Origin of the sequence: Pseudomonas juntendi (genome assembly GCF_021560075.1) — a bacterium.
Taxonomy (GTDB): domain Bacteria; phylum Pseudomonadota; class Gammaproteobacteria; order Pseudomonadales; family Pseudomonadaceae; genus Aquipseudomonas; species Aquipseudomonas juntendi.
Map to the genome: position 1 here is coordinate 2,438,326 of NZ_CP091088.1, position 17,598 is coordinate 2,455,923.

Annotated in this window: 21 protein-coding genes and 3 pseudogenes; 2 read left to right on the plus strand and 22 right to left on the minus strand. The window is 63.1% G+C overall.

What is annotated here, in order from left to right:
• Position 1: 1 nt before the first annotated feature.
• The 11 genes from L1P09_RS11300 to L1P09_RS11350 form a co-directional block, all read right to left on the minus strand.
• Positions 2-463: an integrating conjugative element protein gene (locus L1P09_RS11300; RefSeq protein WP_235768845.1), complete on the minus strand. Its 462-nt coding sequence runs from the start codon at positions 461-463 to the stop codon at positions 2-4.
• Positions 460-1,014, minus strand: coding sequence for a lysozyme family protein (locus tag L1P09_RS11305; protein WP_235768846.1), 555 nt, complete (start codon positions 1,012-1,014; stop codon positions 460-462). Before L1P09_RS11305 ends, L1P09_RS11300 begins: the two co-directional genes overlap by 4 nt.
• Entirely contained in the window at positions 996-1,712 is a 717-nt protein-coding gene (locus L1P09_RS11310) for a TIGR03759 family integrating conjugative element protein (protein WP_235768847.1), read from the minus strand. Before L1P09_RS11310 ends, L1P09_RS11305 begins: the two co-directional genes overlap by 19 nt.
• 10 nt (positions 1,713-1,722) lie before the next feature.
• Positions 1,723-2,391 carry a hypothetical protein gene (locus tag L1P09_RS11315; RefSeq protein ID WP_235768848.1) on the minus strand — a complete coding sequence of 223 codons (669 nt, stop codon included), beginning with the start codon at positions 2,389-2,391 and terminating at the stop codon, positions 1,723-1,725.
• On the minus strand, positions 2,388-2,906 hold the full coding sequence (gene pilL2, locus L1P09_RS11320) for a PFGI-1 class ICE element type IV pilus protein PilL2 (protein WP_235768849.1): 519 nt from the start codon (positions 2,904-2,906) through the stop codon (positions 2,388-2,390). Before pilL2 ends, L1P09_RS11315 begins: the two co-directional genes overlap by 4 nt.
• Positions 2,907-3,036: 130 nt before the next feature.
• Positions 3,037-3,753 carry a DUF5983 family protein gene (locus tag L1P09_RS11325; RefSeq protein ID WP_235768850.1) on the minus strand — a complete coding sequence of 239 codons (717 nt, stop codon included), beginning with the start codon at positions 3,751-3,753 and terminating at the stop codon, positions 3,037-3,039.
• 58 nt (positions 3,754-3,811) lie between these two features.
• Positions 3,812-4,306 carry a JAB domain-containing protein gene (locus tag L1P09_RS11330; RefSeq protein ID WP_235768851.1) on the minus strand — a complete coding sequence of 165 codons (495 nt, stop codon included), beginning with the start codon at positions 4,304-4,306 and terminating at the stop codon, positions 3,812-3,814.
• Positions 4,307-4,368: 62 nt separating this feature from the next.
• Entirely contained in the window at positions 4,369-4,626 is a 258-nt protein-coding gene (locus L1P09_RS11335; RefSeq protein ID WP_235768852.1) for a hypothetical protein, read from the minus strand.
• A 66-nt stretch (positions 4,627-4,692) separates the two neighbouring features.
• Positions 4,693-5,232: an STY4534 family ICE replication protein gene (locus L1P09_RS11340; protein ID WP_235768853.1), complete on the minus strand. Its 540-nt coding sequence runs from the start codon at positions 5,230-5,232 to the stop codon at positions 4,693-4,695.
• 743 nt (positions 5,233-5,975) lie between these two features.
• Positions 5,976-7,943, minus strand: coding sequence for a DNA topoisomerase III (locus tag L1P09_RS11345; RefSeq protein WP_235768854.1), 1,968 nt, complete (start codon positions 7,941-7,943; stop codon positions 5,976-5,978).
• 110 nt (positions 7,944-8,053) lie between these two features.
• Positions 8,054-8,398, minus strand: coding sequence for a helix-turn-helix domain-containing protein (locus L1P09_RS11350; protein ID WP_024717424.1), 345 nt, complete (start codon positions 8,396-8,398; stop codon positions 8,054-8,056).
• A 139-nt stretch (positions 8,399-8,537) separates the two neighbouring features.
• Between L1P09_RS11350 and L1P09_RS11355 the strand changes: the two genes are divergently transcribed.
• Positions 8,538-8,765, plus strand: a complete 228-nt coding sequence (locus L1P09_RS11355) for a hypothetical protein (RefSeq protein WP_235768855.1) — start codon at positions 8,538-8,540, stop codon at positions 8,763-8,765.
• 91 nt (positions 8,766-8,856) lie between these two features.
• Here L1P09_RS11355 and L1P09_RS11360 read toward each other — a convergent pair whose 3' ends face one another.
• The 11 genes and pseudogenes from L1P09_RS11360 to L1P09_RS11405 form a co-directional block, all read right to left on the minus strand.
• On the minus strand, positions 8,857-9,285 hold the full coding sequence (locus tag L1P09_RS11360; protein ID WP_235768856.1) for a single-stranded DNA-binding protein: 429 nt from the start codon (positions 9,283-9,285) through the stop codon (positions 8,857-8,859).
• Positions 9,286-9,290: 5 nt separating this feature from the next.
• Positions 9,291-9,785, minus strand: a complete 495-nt coding sequence (locus L1P09_RS11365; protein WP_235768857.1) for a DUF3158 family protein — start codon at positions 9,783-9,785, stop codon at positions 9,291-9,293.
• A complete protein-coding gene (locus L1P09_RS11370) occupies positions 9,782-10,546 on the minus strand; it encodes a PFL_4669 family integrating conjugative element protein (RefSeq protein ID WP_235768858.1) in 765 nt (254 codons plus the stop codon). The genes L1P09_RS11365 and L1P09_RS11370 overlap by 4 nt, the downstream gene beginning before the upstream one ends.
• A gap of 150 nt (positions 10,547-10,696) precedes the next feature.
• On the minus strand, positions 10,697-11,914 hold the full coding sequence (locus L1P09_RS11375) for an STY4528 family pathogenicity island replication protein (protein ID WP_235768859.1): 1,218 nt from the start codon (positions 11,912-11,914) through the stop codon (positions 10,697-10,699).
• Complete coding sequence (locus L1P09_RS11380) at positions 11,908-12,459, minus strand: DUF2857 domain-containing protein (protein ID WP_103436900.1); 552 nt, start codon at positions 12,457-12,459, stop codon at positions 11,908-11,910. Before L1P09_RS11380 ends, L1P09_RS11375 begins: the two co-directional genes overlap by 7 nt.
• Before the next feature lie 15 nt (positions 12,460-12,474).
• The gene (locus L1P09_RS11385) at positions 12,475-14,016 is read right to left on the minus strand and encodes a ParB family protein (protein ID WP_235768860.1); all 1,542 of its coding nucleotides are present in this window, start codon (positions 14,014-14,016) and stop codon (positions 12,475-12,477) included.
• A 14-nt stretch (positions 14,017-14,030) separates the two neighbouring features.
• A complete protein-coding gene (locus tag L1P09_RS11390; RefSeq protein WP_235768861.1) occupies positions 14,031-14,909 on the minus strand; it encodes a ParA family protein in 879 nt (292 codons plus the stop codon).
• Between the two features lie 4 nt (positions 14,910-14,913).
• Positions 14,914-15,129, minus strand: a complete 216-nt coding sequence (locus tag L1P09_RS11395; RefSeq protein WP_196624212.1) for an AlpA family transcriptional regulator — start codon at positions 15,127-15,129, stop codon at positions 14,914-14,916.
• Between the two features lie 113 nt (positions 15,130-15,242).
• Positions 15,243-15,980 (minus strand): hypothetical protein, encoded by a 738-nt coding sequence (locus L1P09_RS11400; protein ID WP_235768862.1) that lies wholly within the window; start codon positions 15,978-15,980, stop codon positions 15,243-15,245.
• Between the two features lie 359 nt (positions 15,981-16,339).
• Positions 16,340-16,575 (minus strand): annotated as a pseudogene (locus tag L1P09_RS26340) (TIGR03747 family integrating conjugative element membrane protein); the annotation flags it as partial.
• Positions 16,576-16,720: 145 nt separating this feature from the next.
• Positions 16,721-16,852: pseudogene (locus L1P09_RS11405) on the minus strand (IS5/IS1182 family transposase); the annotation flags it as partial.
• Between the two features lie 120 nt (positions 16,853-16,972).
• Between L1P09_RS11405 and L1P09_RS11410 the strand changes: the two are divergent.
• Positions 16,973-17,533, plus strand: a pseudogene (locus L1P09_RS11410) (PAS domain S-box protein); the annotation flags it as partial.
• Positions 17,534-17,598 lie beyond the last annotated feature (65 nt).

Genomic DNA, 17,598 nt, shown 5'->3' on the forward strand with positions numbered 1-17,598 from the left:
CTCACTGTCCCAGGGCGGTTGGTGTGATCAGTACCGGGTAGTGCTCCAGCTCCAGCCGCTCGGCGATGTCGTCGCCGCTCACCGGCCAGATGATCAACCCAGGCGCTACTGCCTGGATGCGCTGCAGCGCAGCCGTATCGGCGACCTCAACGGCCAAGCCGTTGGCGCCCAACCGCTTCAGCGCCGGTGCATGTTGCGCCAGCCATGCCAATGAAGCGGCGTCCGCCCCAACCAGGAACAGCGGGACCATACCCGGCAGATCCAATGCTCTGCTCGGCACCTCACCCGGCGTGAGGCGCGCGCTGTGCACCGGCAATACCCAGTTCAGTGTGCGTGGATCGGGCCGTTCGACCGGCGTGGCCGATTCCGCGGCCAAGGCTGGGGCCATTGGCACAAGCCATGTCTCGACAGCCAACGACAACACCAGCCCGCTGATCAGTGCGCCCCGGCGAATTTCAATCATGAGCGCGGTCCTCCACGGCTGGGCGTGGCGGCTTCAAGGCGCTGCCAGTGCTGGCTGAACTGCGTGCGGTAGCGCGCCGCTGGAGCCCCACCCGCAGGCCGGTGGTAGCGGCCGGCGGCAATGACCCAGTCACCAACGTCAGCGTAGTGCGCGCGCAGCAGGTCGGCGGTGACGGCGAGGTTGCTACGCGGATCGAGGGCATCGCAGGCGGTGGGGTAACGCTCCGGGTGATACCCCAGGTTGGTTTGCCCCAAGCCGACATCGATGCGCTTGGGGTCATGCCGGCTGAGCGCCACGGTGAGTGCGCTGCAGGCCTGGTCACGGGTGGCGAAACGCTGCGGCGTGCCGGCCACATTCAAGGTCCACGGCCAGGGCATGAGCTGCCCACGCAACGGCGTGCCGCTCTCCTGCTGGGCAATGGCGAACAGCACCGAGGCCGGGATGCCGGCCTGGGCGGCGGCCAACTGGTACGCCGGTGGAGGCAGGCCGCCCGCTTGGACCGTCGCCCCCCCAAGCAGGGCCAGGGCGAGGCTCAGTCGACGCGCTGCCATTTCCCTTCCACCTGTTGAAAGCGCGCGGGCAGGGGGCGGCTGGCGCCGAGGGTGAACCAGCGGCCACGGTCGTGATTGAGGGTGACCTGGCCGCTACCAAGCTGGGCAGGGGTAATGCCCACCTTGCGTGCCCATTGCCGAATGCGCGCATCGTCGCCCTGGCTACCCACCAGGTAGACGTCCAAGTGGGCGCCCATGCTCAGCCATTGGCGGAGGCTGGCCCCGCAGGTCGAGCACGGGTCTTCCACAAACACGGCATAGCGTGCGTTGCTCGACGGAGGGGCGGCATCACTCATCCCCTGCACCGGCAACAGCCCCGGGAACAGTCGTGCCCAAGCCGCGGAGTAGGCTTTCTGATAGGCCAGTTCGCGCTCGGCGCGCTTGGCTTCGAGTTGCACCTGCAATTCGGCATAGCGCTGACGCTCCTGGTCCGAATCAGCTTCCACGCCTAGGGTGGTCAGCGGGTCGAGTTGCGGTGACCAGTACTGGCGTGGACCGCTCTGCAGGCGCTCGAACTTGGCCCACTCGTCATCGGTCAGCCCCCAGGCCTTGGCCTGTGCTGCGGATTGCGCTTGCTGCAGCGGGGCCTGCCTGCTGGACTGCTGCTCGGTTTCGACGGTGGCGGGTGCGCTCCACCCAGGGCCTGACACCAGGCAGATGTGAAGTAGGAGCAACGAGAGTGTGGTGAACCGGACCATATGCACCTCGTCACGGCAGGGGCAGCGAACGTTCGCCGAGGCCAGGCACCTGGAACACGGCCTGATTCCGGCGAATGGTCTTGAGCTGCCAGCCGTTCAAGCTGTCACCGGGCTGCAGCAGGTGGACGGTCGACACGGCATGCGCACCGGCCGGCAGGGTCGAGACAAACCGGACATCGCCGCGGGTCTCGACACCCAGCAGCGTGAACGGCGGTGTCGGGGTTTGGATTTTGGCGGCCTGTTTGGCGGAGGCTGCAGGTTGGGTCTGTGCGGATGGCGCAGCCGGTCGAGCCTCGAGGGCGTGGACGGCGGTTTCGGCGTTGCCCAATCGCTTTTCCAGCGCGGCCAGATCGGCGTTGGTCGGACCCAGCGGTTCCGCTCCAATGGCCTTGAGCGAAACGCTCATCTCATCCAGCTGTTTGCCCAGTGTCGCGAGAGTCGTGTCCTGTTGGCGTTGATGCTCGCCCAGCGCTTGTACTTGCGGTGAAAGTGCCGCGAGGGTGACGCCGAGTGCATCGAGGTCCCGCCGCAGCGCCGGTACTGGATCGGCTGGGGCATTTTCCGCAGCGACTAGGAGCCCGCTGAGTTGCTGCTGGTGGTTGTAGGTCACGGCGGCCAGCACGGCGGTGCCGAGGCACAGGGCCCCGAGCACCAGGGCCTGGAAGTGATGGACCTTCATGGCGTGATCTCCAGGGGCGGGCGAGGTGGGTTGGGCACCGGTGCGCGAAGCGCGTAGCACACGCTGCGTTGGACCGGGTCGATCACGAGCCGCCAGGCCGGGCCGCCGAGGATGGTCAAGGCGTCCAGCAGCGCGATCGGCCCGAGTTGGTGCTGTACGGCCGGCAAAGGGCGGCTGAACAAGGTCGTGACCTCGGCGCGGTTGCCGCAGAGTGAGTAGCCCGAGCGCAGCAACACGTGGCGCAGGGCGTCACCGATCGTTGCGTGCAGCGCCGGTGAAATCTGCACGGTGATGAGCTGAAACAATGGCTGGCGTTGTTCCAGCGTCGGTCGCGTGCTGACCAAGGTGTAGCGGTCCTGGCGGACCCACGCCGGTGACGCTGGCAACGGCTTGGACGGGGTGGCCGTAGCGGATACGGCTTTGGCCGGTGCCATCGGTGGGGTGATGGCTGGCGACGTGTTGCAGCCTGCCAGCGCGAGCATCAGGACCAGGTAAGGAAGTGCGGGCGTGTGCATGAGTAGGTCTCGACAGAAGTTGCCGACACCTTGGCAACGCGTGTGAGCTTCACCCACTGAAAAACCGAACTTGCTCGGCCGGTTTATCGGGCCCTAGGCATAGAAAAGGCGCCCTAATGGGCGCCTTGGGTCAATTGTCAGCAAATACCGGCAATCCTGCCAGCAGGGCTGCATCGGGATCGAACATCAGGAAGCGCGTGTCGGCCTGGCCGGCCAGCAGCAACAGGGTCATCAATACCGGCGGTATATCTTCATCCAACAGGCGAATGCAGACGTCCGCCGCTGAGCAACCGAAGCCCTGAACATGGCCGCTGCGCTGCCAGGGTGTCGCGTACAGCTTGCAGCCGACGGAGCGGTTGCTGACCAACGGGAAGCATTCGAAGAAGCCGCCAGGTCGTTCGCTGCGGGCAAGCTGCTCAAGGTAAGCGTACTCGTCGGCCGGTAGGTGGGATGAGCTGATCTCCCAGCTGCGGCTGTACTGGCCGGTGGCAAAGGACATCTGCTGCATGAGTTGGTCCGCTGCTCCCTGGCTGGGAAGGTCGCCGAGGTGTACCGAGCCAGTCAGCCGCTCGGCCGTGACCTGGTACAGCACGGTGGTGACCACACCATCCGCGGGCAACTGCATGCGAAGAAACCCAGAGACATCCTGGCCTTCCGTGATGACGGCACAGTCGTCATCGAACACGCAGGCCTGGCCGTTGATGTGATCGTCGTCCAGGTCCAACTGGGCGGTGTGCAGGGGGCGGTAGCAGGGCGGGCACTGGTCGTCGTAGTGGATCTGGACCACACGCTCGCAGGCGAATGCATGAAAGCCGCAGGCAAAGGGGTTGGGGGTTGAGATGAGCATGATGGCGCTCCAGGAAAAAGAGAACGCCACCCCATGCAGGCGGTGGCGAGAGAGAGGGTTAGATCCAGCCGTATTCGGCCAGGGAGAGGGGCTGACCTTCTCCGACGATGATGTGGTCCAGAACGCGGACCTCGACCAGCGCCAGCACTTCGATCAGGCGCGCCGTCAGCACGCGGTCGGCGCCGCTGGGTTCAGGGCAGCCGGAAGGGTGGTTGTGGCTGAGGATGACCGCCGCGGCGTTGTGTGCCAGTGCTTTGACCACCACTTCGCGAGGGTAGACCGAGGCACCGTCGATGCTGCCGAAAAACAACACCTCGAAGCCCAGCACGCGGTGGCGAGAGTCGAGGTAGAGCAGGGCAAATACCTCGTGGTGATAAGGTGCCAAGCGCAGCTTCAGGTAGGACGCGGCGTCGGCGGGTGTGATGAGTACTTCGCCGCGTTGGAAGTAGCGTTGGTCCAGCAACTGCAGGGCTTCGCTGATCAACGCATCTTCGTGGGCGCGCTGGGTCAGGGCCGGGTCGAGAGGCTCGACCAGGGTCAATGATGTGTTCATGAGCAGAACCTCGTGTGCGGGTGCGCTCCAGGGAGAGGGCCCCGGTGGGTGGGATCAGGCGGTTACAGGCGGGTGAAACGATGTCGGTTGCCGTGCAACGGGGAGTGGCAGCCTTCGCAGGGGTGAGTGGAGAAGGGGTCGATGCCAGCACCGGTGTCCGGATCGAAATCAGCGCTGAGCGGCAGTAGCGCCTGCAGCTCGGTGCGCATCTGCGCAATTCGCTGATCGACTTCGGCCTCGCTGTAGTACAGCGATAAGGCACTGAAGTCGTCATAGGCGACCGCCTGCAGGCAGTCTTCGCAGAGCCAGAAGCTTTCCATGCCAACCTCCGACGTGAATGAACAGCAGGCGCTCTGAGAGCGCCTGCTGCTGGCGGTCAAACTGCCTCAGGCAGACTGACGTGCTGCGGTGGATTCACGGGCGGTGGTTGGGGTTGGCTGGCACTGATCGGAGTCACTGTCAATGTCTGCCCTATCTCCTTCCGCCTCCGCTTGCTCCATCGCGCCAGAGGCAGCGTCGGTGCGGGCGGGCGCACGGTAGCTGAACTGGCCATCGACCTTGATCCACTCGATGAAGATCAGACGGCCCTTGAGGCTGGCGCCGGGTTGCCCCTTGCGTTCACCTTTCTCGTAAAGAAACGGATCCACCCAGAGGTCGCCGATGCGAAACGCGATGAGGACCTTGCGTTCAGCACGGACATCCTCGAGGTGCTCACGGATCAGCCGTTCGGCTTCGCCGCCAGCGACTTTGCAGTCGAAGCGGGTGTACTCGACGTCGTCCGACGCACCGTGCAAGGCGGCGATGTCACAGGCCATGAACGCTTGGCCACGGCGAACCGGGACTTCGCGGACCCGATTCAGGTAACCGATGCCTTGGGTGTGCAGGTTGAAGTAGGTGGTGGTGGCGTTATTGCTTGCAGTAGTCATGGTGGATCTCCTGTTCAGCAGAAACGCGGACATCCACCGGCCCTGGCGGCTGGTGAGTTCCGCAGGGGTGAGGGTGCAAACACATGATCGGTAGAGAGGGCGCTCATCACCGACAGGTCGGTGACCGTGCGAGCTGCCGAGCGCGAGTCGCACTTTGGGAGAACCACCCGAACGGGCGCAGCCTTGAAGGTTCTAGCTGCCTGGGTGCTGTCAACGACAGCGGTGTGCAGCCCATCTATAAAACGCCGCAGCCCCCCCGTCAACCGGGGGTTTGCGGCGGACTGGGCGGGCGGAATTCGGTGGCTTTCGGTGGATTGTCAGCGGCGAAAAAATAGCCCGACGGTCATCAGGCTAGGAGGAGGTGGACCACCTTTGATCCGGCGATGTGGCACCGGAGTTCGTCGCAAACTCTCCGCTGTCGATCCACCTGGATCAACCGACCCTTGTCGTGGCCTGGGTCGGAATCAACTGGCACGCATCCGCGCACAAAAGGTGCCCAGTGTTTCGCCGGCGGGCACCGGAGCTGAGCATCGTCGCCGAAGCGGATGACCCTTGAGGCCTGGCACAAGCCGCATGGGTCATCCACCTAAGAGACTTGGAACGCTGAGAAGTTATCCGCAAAGGCGGTGAAGGATGGCTCCGAACTCTACGAGTCTGACCGAGCTGCCCGGAGCGAATCGGTCTGGGGTCGCCAAGCGGCGAGGGGCAAAACCACTACACCAGCGCGGCGATGCGCCGTCAAGTCATGTGTTTTGCGAGCGCTTGGCTTTGGCTACCGGTTTGGTGCCCTTGCAGTCCGGGTAGCGGATGCAGGACCAGAAGCTGCCGGTGCGGCCTTTGCGCTGGCGCATGGCGCTGCGGCACACCGGACAGAACGGCCCTTTGGTGGAGGGCGGCTGCAGGGTGAGCGAGGCGTTGCTGCGCACCAAACGGGTCAGCCACTGCGCCTGCTTGGCAAGGAAGGTCTCGACGCTCAACTGACCCGACTCGATGTGATCCAGCGCCTGCTCCCAGAGCGCGGTCAGCACCGGGTCGGCCACTTCCGGTGGCACCGCTTCGATCAAGGTGTGCGCCGCAGCCGAGGCGGCCAAGCTGCGTTTCTTCTTGGTCAGGTAACCGTGGTCAATCAGGCCCTGGATGATGGCCGCGCGGGTGGCTTCGGTGCCGAGGCCGCAGCTGTCCTTGAGTGTCTGCTTGAGCCGCGGATCGGCCACCTGGTTGGCGATGGTTTTCATCGCCTTGACCAGCGTGCCCTCGGTGTAGGCTTTGGGGGGCTGTGTGCGCTGAGAAATGGCGGTCGCGTCAGTCAGCACCACCGCGGCAGATTCGCGGAGCGTAGGCAGGCGCTGAGTGTGCTCGCTGGGCTCATTGCCATGGGTCTCGTTGATCACCGCTTTCCAACCGCGCGCCAGGATCTGCTTGCCGCGAGCGAGCAACTGATCGGCCTGGCTCTGCAGCAGCACCTGAGTTTTCAGGTACTCATGCTCAGGCAAAAACTGCGCGAGGTAGCGTGCGCGGATCAGCGCGTAAACCGCCTGCTCGCGCTCGGACAGCTGAGTGAGGTCGAGCGTGATGGCAGTCGGAATGATCCCGTGGTGCGCGGTGATCTTGCTGCTGTTCCAGGCGCGGGAGCGGCGACAGGGATCGAGCTCTTTGATGACCTGGCCGAGCGCAGGGCTGGTGGCCACCAGGGCATGCAGTATGCGGGGCACCTCATCGAGCATGCTCTCGGGCAGGTAGCCACAATCGGTTCGCGGGTAGGTCGTCGCTTTGTGGGTTTCGTACAGGGCCTGGGCGATTCCCAGTGTCTCTTGGGCACCGAGCCCGAGTTTGGCTGAGCAGACTTCCTGGAGCGTGCCGAGGTCAAACGGCAGTGGCGGGCCCTCACGGACCTGCTCCACCTCGATGGTGCCAATGCGGGCCGTTCCGTGTTGACTCAGGCGCGATGCGGCTTGCCTGGCGGCCGCTTCATCGATGCAGCGGCCCTCATCGTCGCAGATCGAAGCCGGAGGTTGCCAGCGAGTTGTGAAGCGGATGCCTTCTGCCACCAACTGCGCGTCGACGTTCCAGAAAGGTTGCGGCACAAAGCTGGCGATGGCCCGGTCGCGTTCGACCACCAGGCGCAGGGTCGGGGTCTGGACGCGACCGACGGGCAGCAAACCGTCGAAGCCGGCGCGGCGGCCGAGCAGGGTGAACAGTCGGCTCAAGTTGATGCCCACCAACCAGTCGGCGCGGGAGCGGGCCAGCGCACAGTGGTACAGCGGCAGGGTCTGGTCGCCTGGACGCAAGGCGGCCAAGGCCCGGCGGATCGAGGCTTCATCCAGGGCAGACAGCCACAGGCGCAGGATCGGCCCCTGGTACTGACAGCGCTCGAGGATCTCGCGGGCGATCATCTCACCCTCGCGGTCAGCGTCGGTGGCGATGACCACCTCAGCGCACCTTTGCAGCAGTTGGTCGATCACCTTGAGTTGGCTGGCGACCTTGGGCTTGACCACCAACTGCCAGTGATCGGGGATGATCGGCAGGTCGTCCAGCGACCAGCGTTTGTAATCGCCATAGGTTTCAGGGGGCGCGGTTTCCAGCAGATGGCCGACGCACCAGGTGACGGTGACGTTTTGGCCCAGCAGGCAGCCATCGCCGCGCCGGCTGGCCTGCAGTACCCGGGCGATGTCGCGGGCTTGGGACGGTTTTTCGCAGATGAACAGGCGCATATGCGGGCCCTCTCGGTGGGTACCGACAGGGTGGGGGTGTGGTCGTGGAACGCCAGGGTAAAGCCGAAATCGGTGGGGTCGGTTCGACGTTTCAACGCCGAGCCAAAACCTTACTTGCGTTGCGCGAGATGAGTGGCCAGCGTTTGCAGAAACTCCAGGGCGAACTGTTTATCGGCATCGCCCAGCTCCTTGATGATCGCGGTGATCTGCTGGCCCTGGTCCTGGGGGCGAGGACTGATGGCCAGCAGCAGCTCATCGACGGGGCAGCCATAGAGGTCAGCCAGCTGCAGCAGCTTGGTTACGGACAGCTCAACCAGGCCACGCTCCAGACGCGAGACCGCCTCGCCGGTAATGCGCAGGTGTTCGCCGACCTGCTCCTGGGTCAAACCACGGTCGCGACGGTACTTCGCCAACTGGCGGCCAATGTGATGTGGGCTAGGCTCTTTGACGGGCAACGGGGCGCTCTCCAATTCGACCCATATGGTTGACTACCCACCCAAGGATATGAACGGCTCAAAGAGTTGACTGGCAACCCTATGAGGCGTATCACGAAAAATAACTGCATGACCCGCCTGTTCACACGGAGGCTTCAACTTGCACGGATCCCACCAGCGTGAGGCAGACAAGTTAGCGATCAAGGCCTACGAGCTGTTCATGGCCACGCATCTGGAACCGGAGAATGGGGAGGCGCGCGCGCAGTTGATTGCCTGGGTTCAGGAGAATCCGGCGCACTGGCGGGCATTCCTTGCCCTGGATCAGTGCCTGACGGAAGTGAAGCAGTTGCTGGAGAGTGAACGGCAGGGTAAACCCCGACCCAATTGAACGCGCTAGAGGGGCCAGTACTGCTCGCCGGCTGAGCGGCGCAGCCCCTGCACTATCGCGTAGGGCGCAGTGATTCCACTGACTTCCACGTTCATCCGGCCTTGCGCGGGGTTTTCTTGCCAGCGCCTTTACGTGTGGCGCTGGGAGTGTCTTGAGCTTTCTCACGCATCGAGACCGAGGCCAGGCGATGCGGCAGGATACCAATGCGCCGGGCCTCGACCTTGAAGGTCACCCGCGCGTTGTCCTCGCTGTCTTCCCACTCCTCCTTGACCGTGCGGCCTTCGACCAGGACGCGCATGCCTTTCTGGTACAGGGTGCTCCAATGCTCGGCATCGCGGTGCCAAAGCTCGACGGGCGCCCAGTAGCCGCCGCGATCCTCGTAGCCACCCTCGCGCGGCACCGGGTTGTCGAAATAGACGTTCAGCCGCAGCAGGCGCCGCGGTTCATCCGGGTTGGAGCTGAACTCCTGAAACTCCGGCACACTGCCGATGTTGCCTTCACCAACAAACAACGTACTCATGCGGATTACTCCTCGGTGGGGGAACGGGTCAGGGCGAGCTCGGCGGCCTCGAGCTTGCCGGCACCGGCGACAGCCTGGCGGTACAGCGATTGCAGGCAGCTCATCTGCAGGTTCAGCACCACCCGGTTGGTCTCCAGCTGATACAACGCCTGCCGCAGTTCAGGGTGCAGATGCGGATGAACCACCGCCTCCTGCCACACCTGCACGCCCATACGTTGAAAGTCCGGACTGCGCCAGCGCAGGAAGTCGGTGCCCGTCGCGCTGTGCTGCACGACCAGTCGCAGCTCCAGCAACGAGAAGGGGGGCTGCGCCATGATCGCCAGCATCACCGCCATCAACTCGGCGACCTGGGTGCGCAGGCGCAGGATCGTCTCGGCGAACTGCTGCAGCTCCCCCTTACCCTTAAAAGGCTTTAAAAGGCCTTTTAGGGAGGCACCTTGTGCGAACTCACGATAGGCATCCGCTGACAACCGCCGGGCAATCGCATCGGCCAGGGTCATGCCTCACCCCCTTCGCCCGTGACTTTCGGTGTAGGTTGTGCCTCGCCCTCCGGCAGGGCAGGTTGATCCGGCTCATCGGGATTCGAGGTGGTCTGACTCCGCGTGATGGGCGGGGCGAACTGGGAGCGATGGCTGCCTTCGAGGATCTTGCGTGGGGGCGTGCCGAACTTGTCGATCGCTTCACGGGCGCGGGCGTTGTTGGCGGCCATGTCATCCCGACTGACCCCTGCCAGCCGGTAGCGCTGGGCCAGTCCGAACAGGCTGCGCAGCTCGTGGGCGCCGCGATCGATCCAGTTTTCCATGTCGGGGCGGCCGATCAATGCCGTGTGGTGGGCGAGCAGAACGCGGCGCACCAGGGCGTCGTAGTCGGTCAGCAGGTAGACCGCGAGAAAGCCAAGCTGGCTGCCGATGAACAGTGGCAGGGTGACGGGATGGATGTTGAGGTTTTCGCCGATGTCGACCTGGGTGGGCAGGGCGCGCTCCACCCGACTGATTTGTTTGGTCAGCGCACGCACTTCGGCCTTGGCCTGCAGCAGCTTGTCCTCCAGTTGCAGCATGAACCAGTCGGCGAACGGGTCATCCTGGCTGCTGGCGTGCTTGAGCAGGTTGGTGACGCCGATGTAACCGGGCATGCCCAAGATCGCGTGTACGCCTTCGCGGCCCATGCGGCCTTGCCACAGCCGCGCCGCATGATGGGTATGCAAGGTGAGGGTGATGCTGCTGCGCAGGGAGCCCAGGTTGAGCTGATAGTGATCGGTCATCGCCAGTACCTCGCCGTCGGAATGACGCCGACGATGGGCCGATCCGCGCGGTCCGACGCGAATCAACGCGAAGGTGGTCCGCTCGTAATTTCAGGCGGTGGATCTCGGTGGATTCAATGGCATGGGCATCAAATCCACCGAGATCCACCCCTAGGTCGGCGCAAGCGAACCGCGACAGCGTTGCTTCAGTTCCTCCAGGCAGGAGAGGGCGAGGGGCGAGGCGGTGCGCTGACCACCGCGCTTCGGTCGTTCGCTGGGCGGCTCTGCTGGCACAGGCCTCGCTGGATTTGAAGTCGGTCTTGAGGCCTTGGCCTCCTCGGTACGCGCGGCCCACAGGGTGAACTCGCCTTGGCAGGCGCGTTTGATCAAGCCCATCAGGTAGGCGACCGGTTTTCGGATCTCGCCGCGGGCGCAGCGCACCGCCGCTTCATTGATCACCGCTTGTTGCTGTTCCGGCTCGAGCTGGCGCATTGCCTGTGAGGCCATGCGCCGCTCGGTCGGATTCAGCGGTAAATCTTCAGGCCATCGAGCCCGGCCAAACTCGACCTGCGCCAGTACCGTACTTTTTTTGCTTTGGTCTTTCTGTACTGTACGGCCGGCGTCGGCATTCCGAACCGCAGCCGAAACCGGTGCAGTGCCGCAGGGTTCGGAATCGGTGGCTGAGGCTTGAGCATTCCGAACGGGGTGGCGCAGGCTTGGTTCGGAATGCCGCGACTGCGCGTTTTGGTCCATCAGTGGCAGCGTTTGCTGCTGTGTCGGCCGCAGTGCGCCCAGTCGGTCCTTGTCGCCCTGGGTGACCTGCGGGTCGGCTTCAATTTCGGCCAGCACATGCTGCGTCACATCACGCACCCCCTTGGTGGCATGGCTGAGGTTCTGCAGCAGCAGCCCCGCGTAGCCGCTGTCCAGCTCCAGCTGCTCGGCCGCCGTCAACGGATCGCCATGCAGCACGTAGACGCAGCCGCGCAGGCAGCCTTGGGCATCGCGCGATCGGTCGACCAGGCTGAGCCAGCGGGTTGTGCGCAGGACGTTCAGGGCGCGGGCGATGGTCTCGCGCGACGCCTGGGTGCCACAAGGGCTGGTCGCCAGGTAGGGTTGCAGGTCTTGGTAGCGGGGCGTTTTAACCTGGCGTTCGGTGATCAGCCAGCGCAGGACCTGCCAGGTGTTGCGCTCCAGCGGGGTCAGCCGACGATCGAGGAGTAATGCTCGTGGCAAGGGATTGTTGTCGCCGTAGTAGATCGTACGCAGCGCCGGTTCCGCAGCTGCCGCCGCTTGTTGGGCCAGGGCGGCCTGACACTCATTGCGGCGTCGAAGGGCGTCGTAGCATTGGCGCACCACATCCTGCCAATCCACCTCGTAGAAACTCAGCATGGCGCGCCTCCGTACAGTTCGACCTGTTGCCAGACCAGCGTCAGGCTGATGTGTTGTTCCTCGGCCAGCATCATCATGGTGTCCAGTGGATCGTTGTCCGGATCTTCTGCCCGCAGTTGGCTCCAGCGGTTCCAGACCGCATGCTCCTGGGCTTCACTGAGCTGGACCGGGCGGCCGCGGTGGGTCTCGATCTTCAGCACGCGGCGACGCAACGCCGTTTCCGAATGGTCCAGGCCGAAGCAGCGGTACATGATGGTCGAACTCGCGCCAAGCTTGAGCGCCCGGTTGATCAGGCGTTCGTTCTGCTCGTCACGCTCGGCCTGGACGATCAGGCGGCGCAGCACGGTGATATCGACTTTGACTTCAACCCAGGCGATCGATGAGTGCGCCAGGTGCGATAGGGTGGTCGGTGGCAGCGACTGCAGAACCTCGATGTCCTCGTCGGCCAGGCCCAGCGCTTTGCAGCGCTGCAGGCGGCCATGGCGCAGCTCATGCAGCACCTGGTTCAGCATCGCATGGTTCAACAGATTGAAGGTCGTGCTCATGAGGCGGCTCCTCACTTAACGCGTGGACGACAGCGTCAGGTCGATCAACTGCCGGGCGTGGCGGATTAGGCTGAACAGCTGCTCCAGCTGGGTATTGGGTAGTCGTTCAAGGCCCACGGTCAGGGCAGGGCGTTCGGGAAAGGGCAGGTCGTAGGCGCCAATCAGCAGTTGGCCAAACAGCGCGGCCGGCAACTGCTGGCGTTGCTGCGAAGTCACGTCGTCCTGCAAGCGCAGCAGGGCTGAGAGCAGTAGCTGAATGCCGGTGTGTCTAGGGCTCAGTTGCTCGCCATGTTCCAGCGTGAGGGTAAAACCCAAGCCCTCTGCGTGCGGGGTGACCATGGCACTGGCATCGGCATACGTCGCCAGGTCATCCGCTAAGGCGGCACAGCGCTCACGCAAGGCATTGATGTCATCCTGTAGTGGTGCACGAGGTGAGGCCGAATCCAGGGAGGATTCACCGACCACAGGGGCGTTTGGCAGCCTCGCAGCAAGCCGCTCGTCATCACCCAGCGCCTCGCGGATGCTGGGGAGGCGTGGCGCCTCGGCTGCCGAGGTGTTGTCCGCGCTGCTCAGCGACTCAGGTGCGGGCGATTTAGGCGCCGATTCTCCTTCATCGTCGATGGCAGGTGGCTGGGGGAAGGACTCGCGGTGTGAGTCTTGCGGGAGTGGCTGAGGCGTGTCCGAGGGCTGCGGTGAGCGACGCGGCTCCTGATGCATTTCCAAGGCGAGCAGGCGTGGCGTCTGCTTCAACTGCACCGCCATCCTGGCGATCAGTTCGTCCTGCAGCTCACCCCAGTTCAGCTCGGGCTTATCACTGTCGAACGCCGACAGCACTTCGAACCACAGCAGCGCGAATTGTTGAGCGTCCACCAAATACTGGTTCCAGATCGACTCCGCCCGGCGCCGTAGGTTGATGACCCGGACGATAGTGGGTTTGCCAAGACCGGCATACAACACCTGCGGGATCACCGGAAGCAGGTGCTCGAGGGTGTCGAACATACGGCTGATGTGCGACTGCGAAATCGGGTAGCCGTCCTTGCTCAAGCGTGTGGACAGTTCACGTTGACTGAGAGGGGTATCCGGCGCCTGCAACATGTCCTTGAGTTTCGCCACCGCCAGGGCTCGTTCAATGAACGTAAGCTGGCCATGCAGGTCACTTTCGGCCAGGTGCCCGATCAAGGCATGCGACTCGGACTGCCAGGGGCGGAACAGGCAGTGGATGTGAAAGAATCGCTCCTCGCGGGTTTCCTGCCACAGTTCGCCGAGGATGCTCAAACGCGTGTTGCCGCCGTTGCGGATGATGAAGTGCGGCTCACCCGGGCGACGAGTGATCGCGGGGGGCTGATCCAGTCCGCGCTCACGGATCGAGGCTTTGATTTCGTCATACAGCGGGTTGCGGACCACCCGTGGATTGAGCTCGTAGGGGCGTAATTGTTCGAGGCTGACCACTAGTGGCGTATCCCCGACCGGCACGGGCGAGATATCACGGCCATGGTTCTGCGGAAAATGCGCCTGCTGCAGTTGACGGGTGATGTCGTCGGAAGACGGCGGCTTCATCACAGACCCTCCCATCAGCCACGACGACTGAGTCGGCGGTCGGCTACGAACGATTGGCCCGGCACCTGTGCGCCCGAATCGACAAGTCGCTCAGCCCAGTGCGGGAACAACTCGATGGCCAGCGCGCGCATGACCGCCGCGGCGCAAGGGCCGCGGCTGCCGGGTGGTGGCGTGGGCTCGACGCGGTGCACGGGCAGGCCGAGCGAGGCGGCATTGGGGTAGGCCACTCGGTCGGGAATGACCGTGGTGCAGACGCTGACATGCGGGTCGTCCTGGAAGGAAGCCTGCAGGCTGTGCATGATCAAGCGCGTGTCACGGCGATTGGCTTTGACCTGGTTGAGCAGCAGCTTCACCGACGGCAAGGCAACGCCCAGGTAGCGGTAGGGCTCCAACTCGTCAAACAGCCCCAGCGTGCCACGCCGCAGCTCGCGTGCGGCGAGCATTTCGGGGGGGACCGGACACAGGGCACAGTCGGACGCGAGGATAACCATCTCCACGACGACACTGCGCGCGCCTTGGGTATCTATAATCAGCACATCGTAGAGATCCTCGAACGCCGGCAGAAGATTATGAAGGCGCAGACGACCATCGGCCGCGTGCAACAGCAGGGTGCTGATGTGCCCGGCGCGGTCGTTGGAGACGATCAGGTCCAAGTGCGGGATGACGGTGGCGGAAATCACCTGTTCGGGTGCCGTGAGCCGTTGCGCGATGAGTTCGTAGCTGCCGGCTTCACGGGATTCGCGCAAGGTGTAGTAGCTGGACAGCGTCGGTTGGCTGTCCAGATCCAGCAGTAGGACGCGAAGGCCCGCATCGGCGAGCACACCGCCCAGGTTGGCGGCGACGGTGGTTTTGCCCGCGCCGCCCTTGGTCGAGATCAGCGAGAGGACATCCATGACGCTACTCCCTGACCGACAGTCGATCCTGGACCCACTGCTCGATCTCCAGCGAGTCCCAACCGACGGCGCGGGTACCAATGCGCCGGCATTGGGGGAACAGCCCGGCTTTCATCAGGTTGTAGATGTGCGAACGCTTGAAGCCGGTTTTCTGTTCCACCTCATCGCGGCGCATGATGTGGCGGTCGGCAGGCAGCGGGGTAGGGATGATCGGTTGCATGATGTCACTCCGTAGCACCATGTGGTGCGCAGTGGGATGTGACAGTCAGTGAAGGTCGGTGCAGGAGAAAAATCATTGTCAGGCAATGCCGAGCATTGCCTGACAATGCGATTTCAGCCCCGTCCTACCTGGGCTAGATGACGGCGCGCGTCGGCAAATCGCCGATCAATGGTACTTTTGCTCAAGCTCGGCAACCCCGGGAAACGACGCAGAATCTCTTCGACCAGATCGCTCTGGGACTTGTAGATCGACTGCAGGCGGCCGTCCTTCGATTTGCCTACCGTCACTGCCAGCACGGCGCCCACGAGCATGTTGTGCGTGCTCTCGGAAGCCTCGGAGGGAATGCCCTGGGCCTCAAGTCGCGCGGTCAGCTCGTTTTTGCCCACGGTAAGCGTTGCCACCTCTTCAGTCACTGCTGCGAGCTCGTCGTGTAGCTTGGCAATCGTGCGTTGCGCAGCATCCAGCTCGGCCTCCTGTACCAGATGAGCATTGAGGCTGACGCAGTTCGAATGCTCGAGGTTCTGCGGGAACAGGAACGCAGGCTTCTCATCGGGGTAGTTGCGTGCGAACCAGACCAGCAAGTCGGCACGCCGAATAGTCCAGTACTCTCGATGGACCTGGTTGTCCAAGCTGATCGGGTGGCCCAAGCAGGTCGCTGGAAGTTCACCGCTGACAATGGCGTCGTAGATACACTCCGCGTAAATGTGAAGAAACGGCCACTGCGGAAAGTGCTTGAGCAGGCTACCTGGGTGGGAGAGGTCAACCCGCAGGATTTCGTCCTCGTGGTCGGCAAGGTCACACCATAGAATGGCGGCATCGATGGGGTGGTAAGAGCTTCTGATCGAGATCATGGCACACAGCCTCCTGCTGCGTTCGTCCTGGAATCGCTGGCGGGGGCTGCGTTATTTGGCCCCTGTCTGGCGAGCCTGATATCAAAGGACCTTTTCAGGATCCAATGTTGACGACAATACGGATTTTGCTTAGTTCGGAGTCCTGCAGTCTTGTGCGACAAGTTCTGACGCGGCACAGCAAGCTTAAGCCGGCAGATGTTCGTCTCTACTGGCTTCGCTGCTGAGGCTGGGGCGGTGCTCGGGGTTCTCTGATCGCTTCGATCGTGAAGTCTTCAGGGTAACGATGACGACTCATAGCTCCTGCTTTTTGGGCCACATTTTGAGACTTGGAGGTGTCTATGAAACCAGGGGTCATTTAGTCCTTGCAACGAAAGCTCGCGACTGAGTAGCTTCAGGTGGGTGTCGGATTGCGCCCGGCCAGAGCGGATCACAATCCAGTCGTTGAGGTGCCCACGGATTCTCTCGGTCGCTTGCGCCGGCTCCTGCACCAGCAGCGAGCACCTGAAGTGGTTGCTGAGCCAGCCAAGCTAAGCGTGCTGAAGATCAGCCTTGGTCGTCGTTGTGTCTGAGGCGGGTTGGTTGGTGCAGTAGGCATAAGGCTCCTAGTTGCTCGCGGGCTGCCAGGGCATCACAGGGCGTGTTTACGCCCAGGTGGTGGCATCTCGGGATCGAAGTCCTGTTTTCACATATTTGGCCATCCAGGCCTGCGCGCTCCGCTTGACGGCACAAGGGCCCATAACGCTGATCCCCGTCTCAGCATGGAATGCTTGCGCCAGTTCGGCTTGGCTGGAATAGGGCTGCGCATGAGCGAGTCTGGTCAGCAGAGGGTAATGCTCCGCAGCGATTACGGGCGGGCGTCCGGTTTTAGGCATGGTGCAATGCTGTGCAGGCAAGGGACGAGCAGCTTGCTTTATTTTGTCTACACCCTCCTAAGCGTCACCGGATTCGCTCGGCTCCGACCCGCTCACTATGAGCTAGTAAACGTTACACTAATGCTTTTACTAGATCGGAGCGTTGCTTTGAACTTCACTGGTCATACATTCGATACGATTCTGAACGCACTGCACGACGGCGTTTACATCACGGATGGGGCAGGGATTACCGTCAAGGTAAACAGCGCGTACGAGCGTCTTACCGGACTGCAGAGCGGACAGCTCATTGGTCGCAGCATGCACGACCTGGTACGCGACGGTGTCGTATCGCAATCCGCATCCTTGCGAGTACTCCAGCAAGGCGCTCCGGTCTCCGTTATGCAGAGCCTCGGCAACGGCAAGAAGCTGTTGGTGAGCGCAACACCTATTTTCGAGAATCGCCGCATCAGTTTCGTTGTCAGCGCCGTACGTGACATGACCGAGCTTCTGCGCATGAAGCATGAAAGGGATGAGCTCGCTGGGCTCAAGAAGCTGCGTCAAAGCACAGCACAGTTGCATGCTGGCGAATATGAAAAACTAGCTCAGTCTTCGCTGGTCTTTGACCTGGCGCAAACAGGCTCGCTTTTCGCACAGGCTCGACGTGTAGCAGGCAGTGACGTGAAGGTGCTGCTGTTAGGTGAAGCCGTGCCTGATTGGGTCGTGCTGAGCGTGCCGAAAGCCAACGCTCGAAGCGTTGGCTTTCGGCC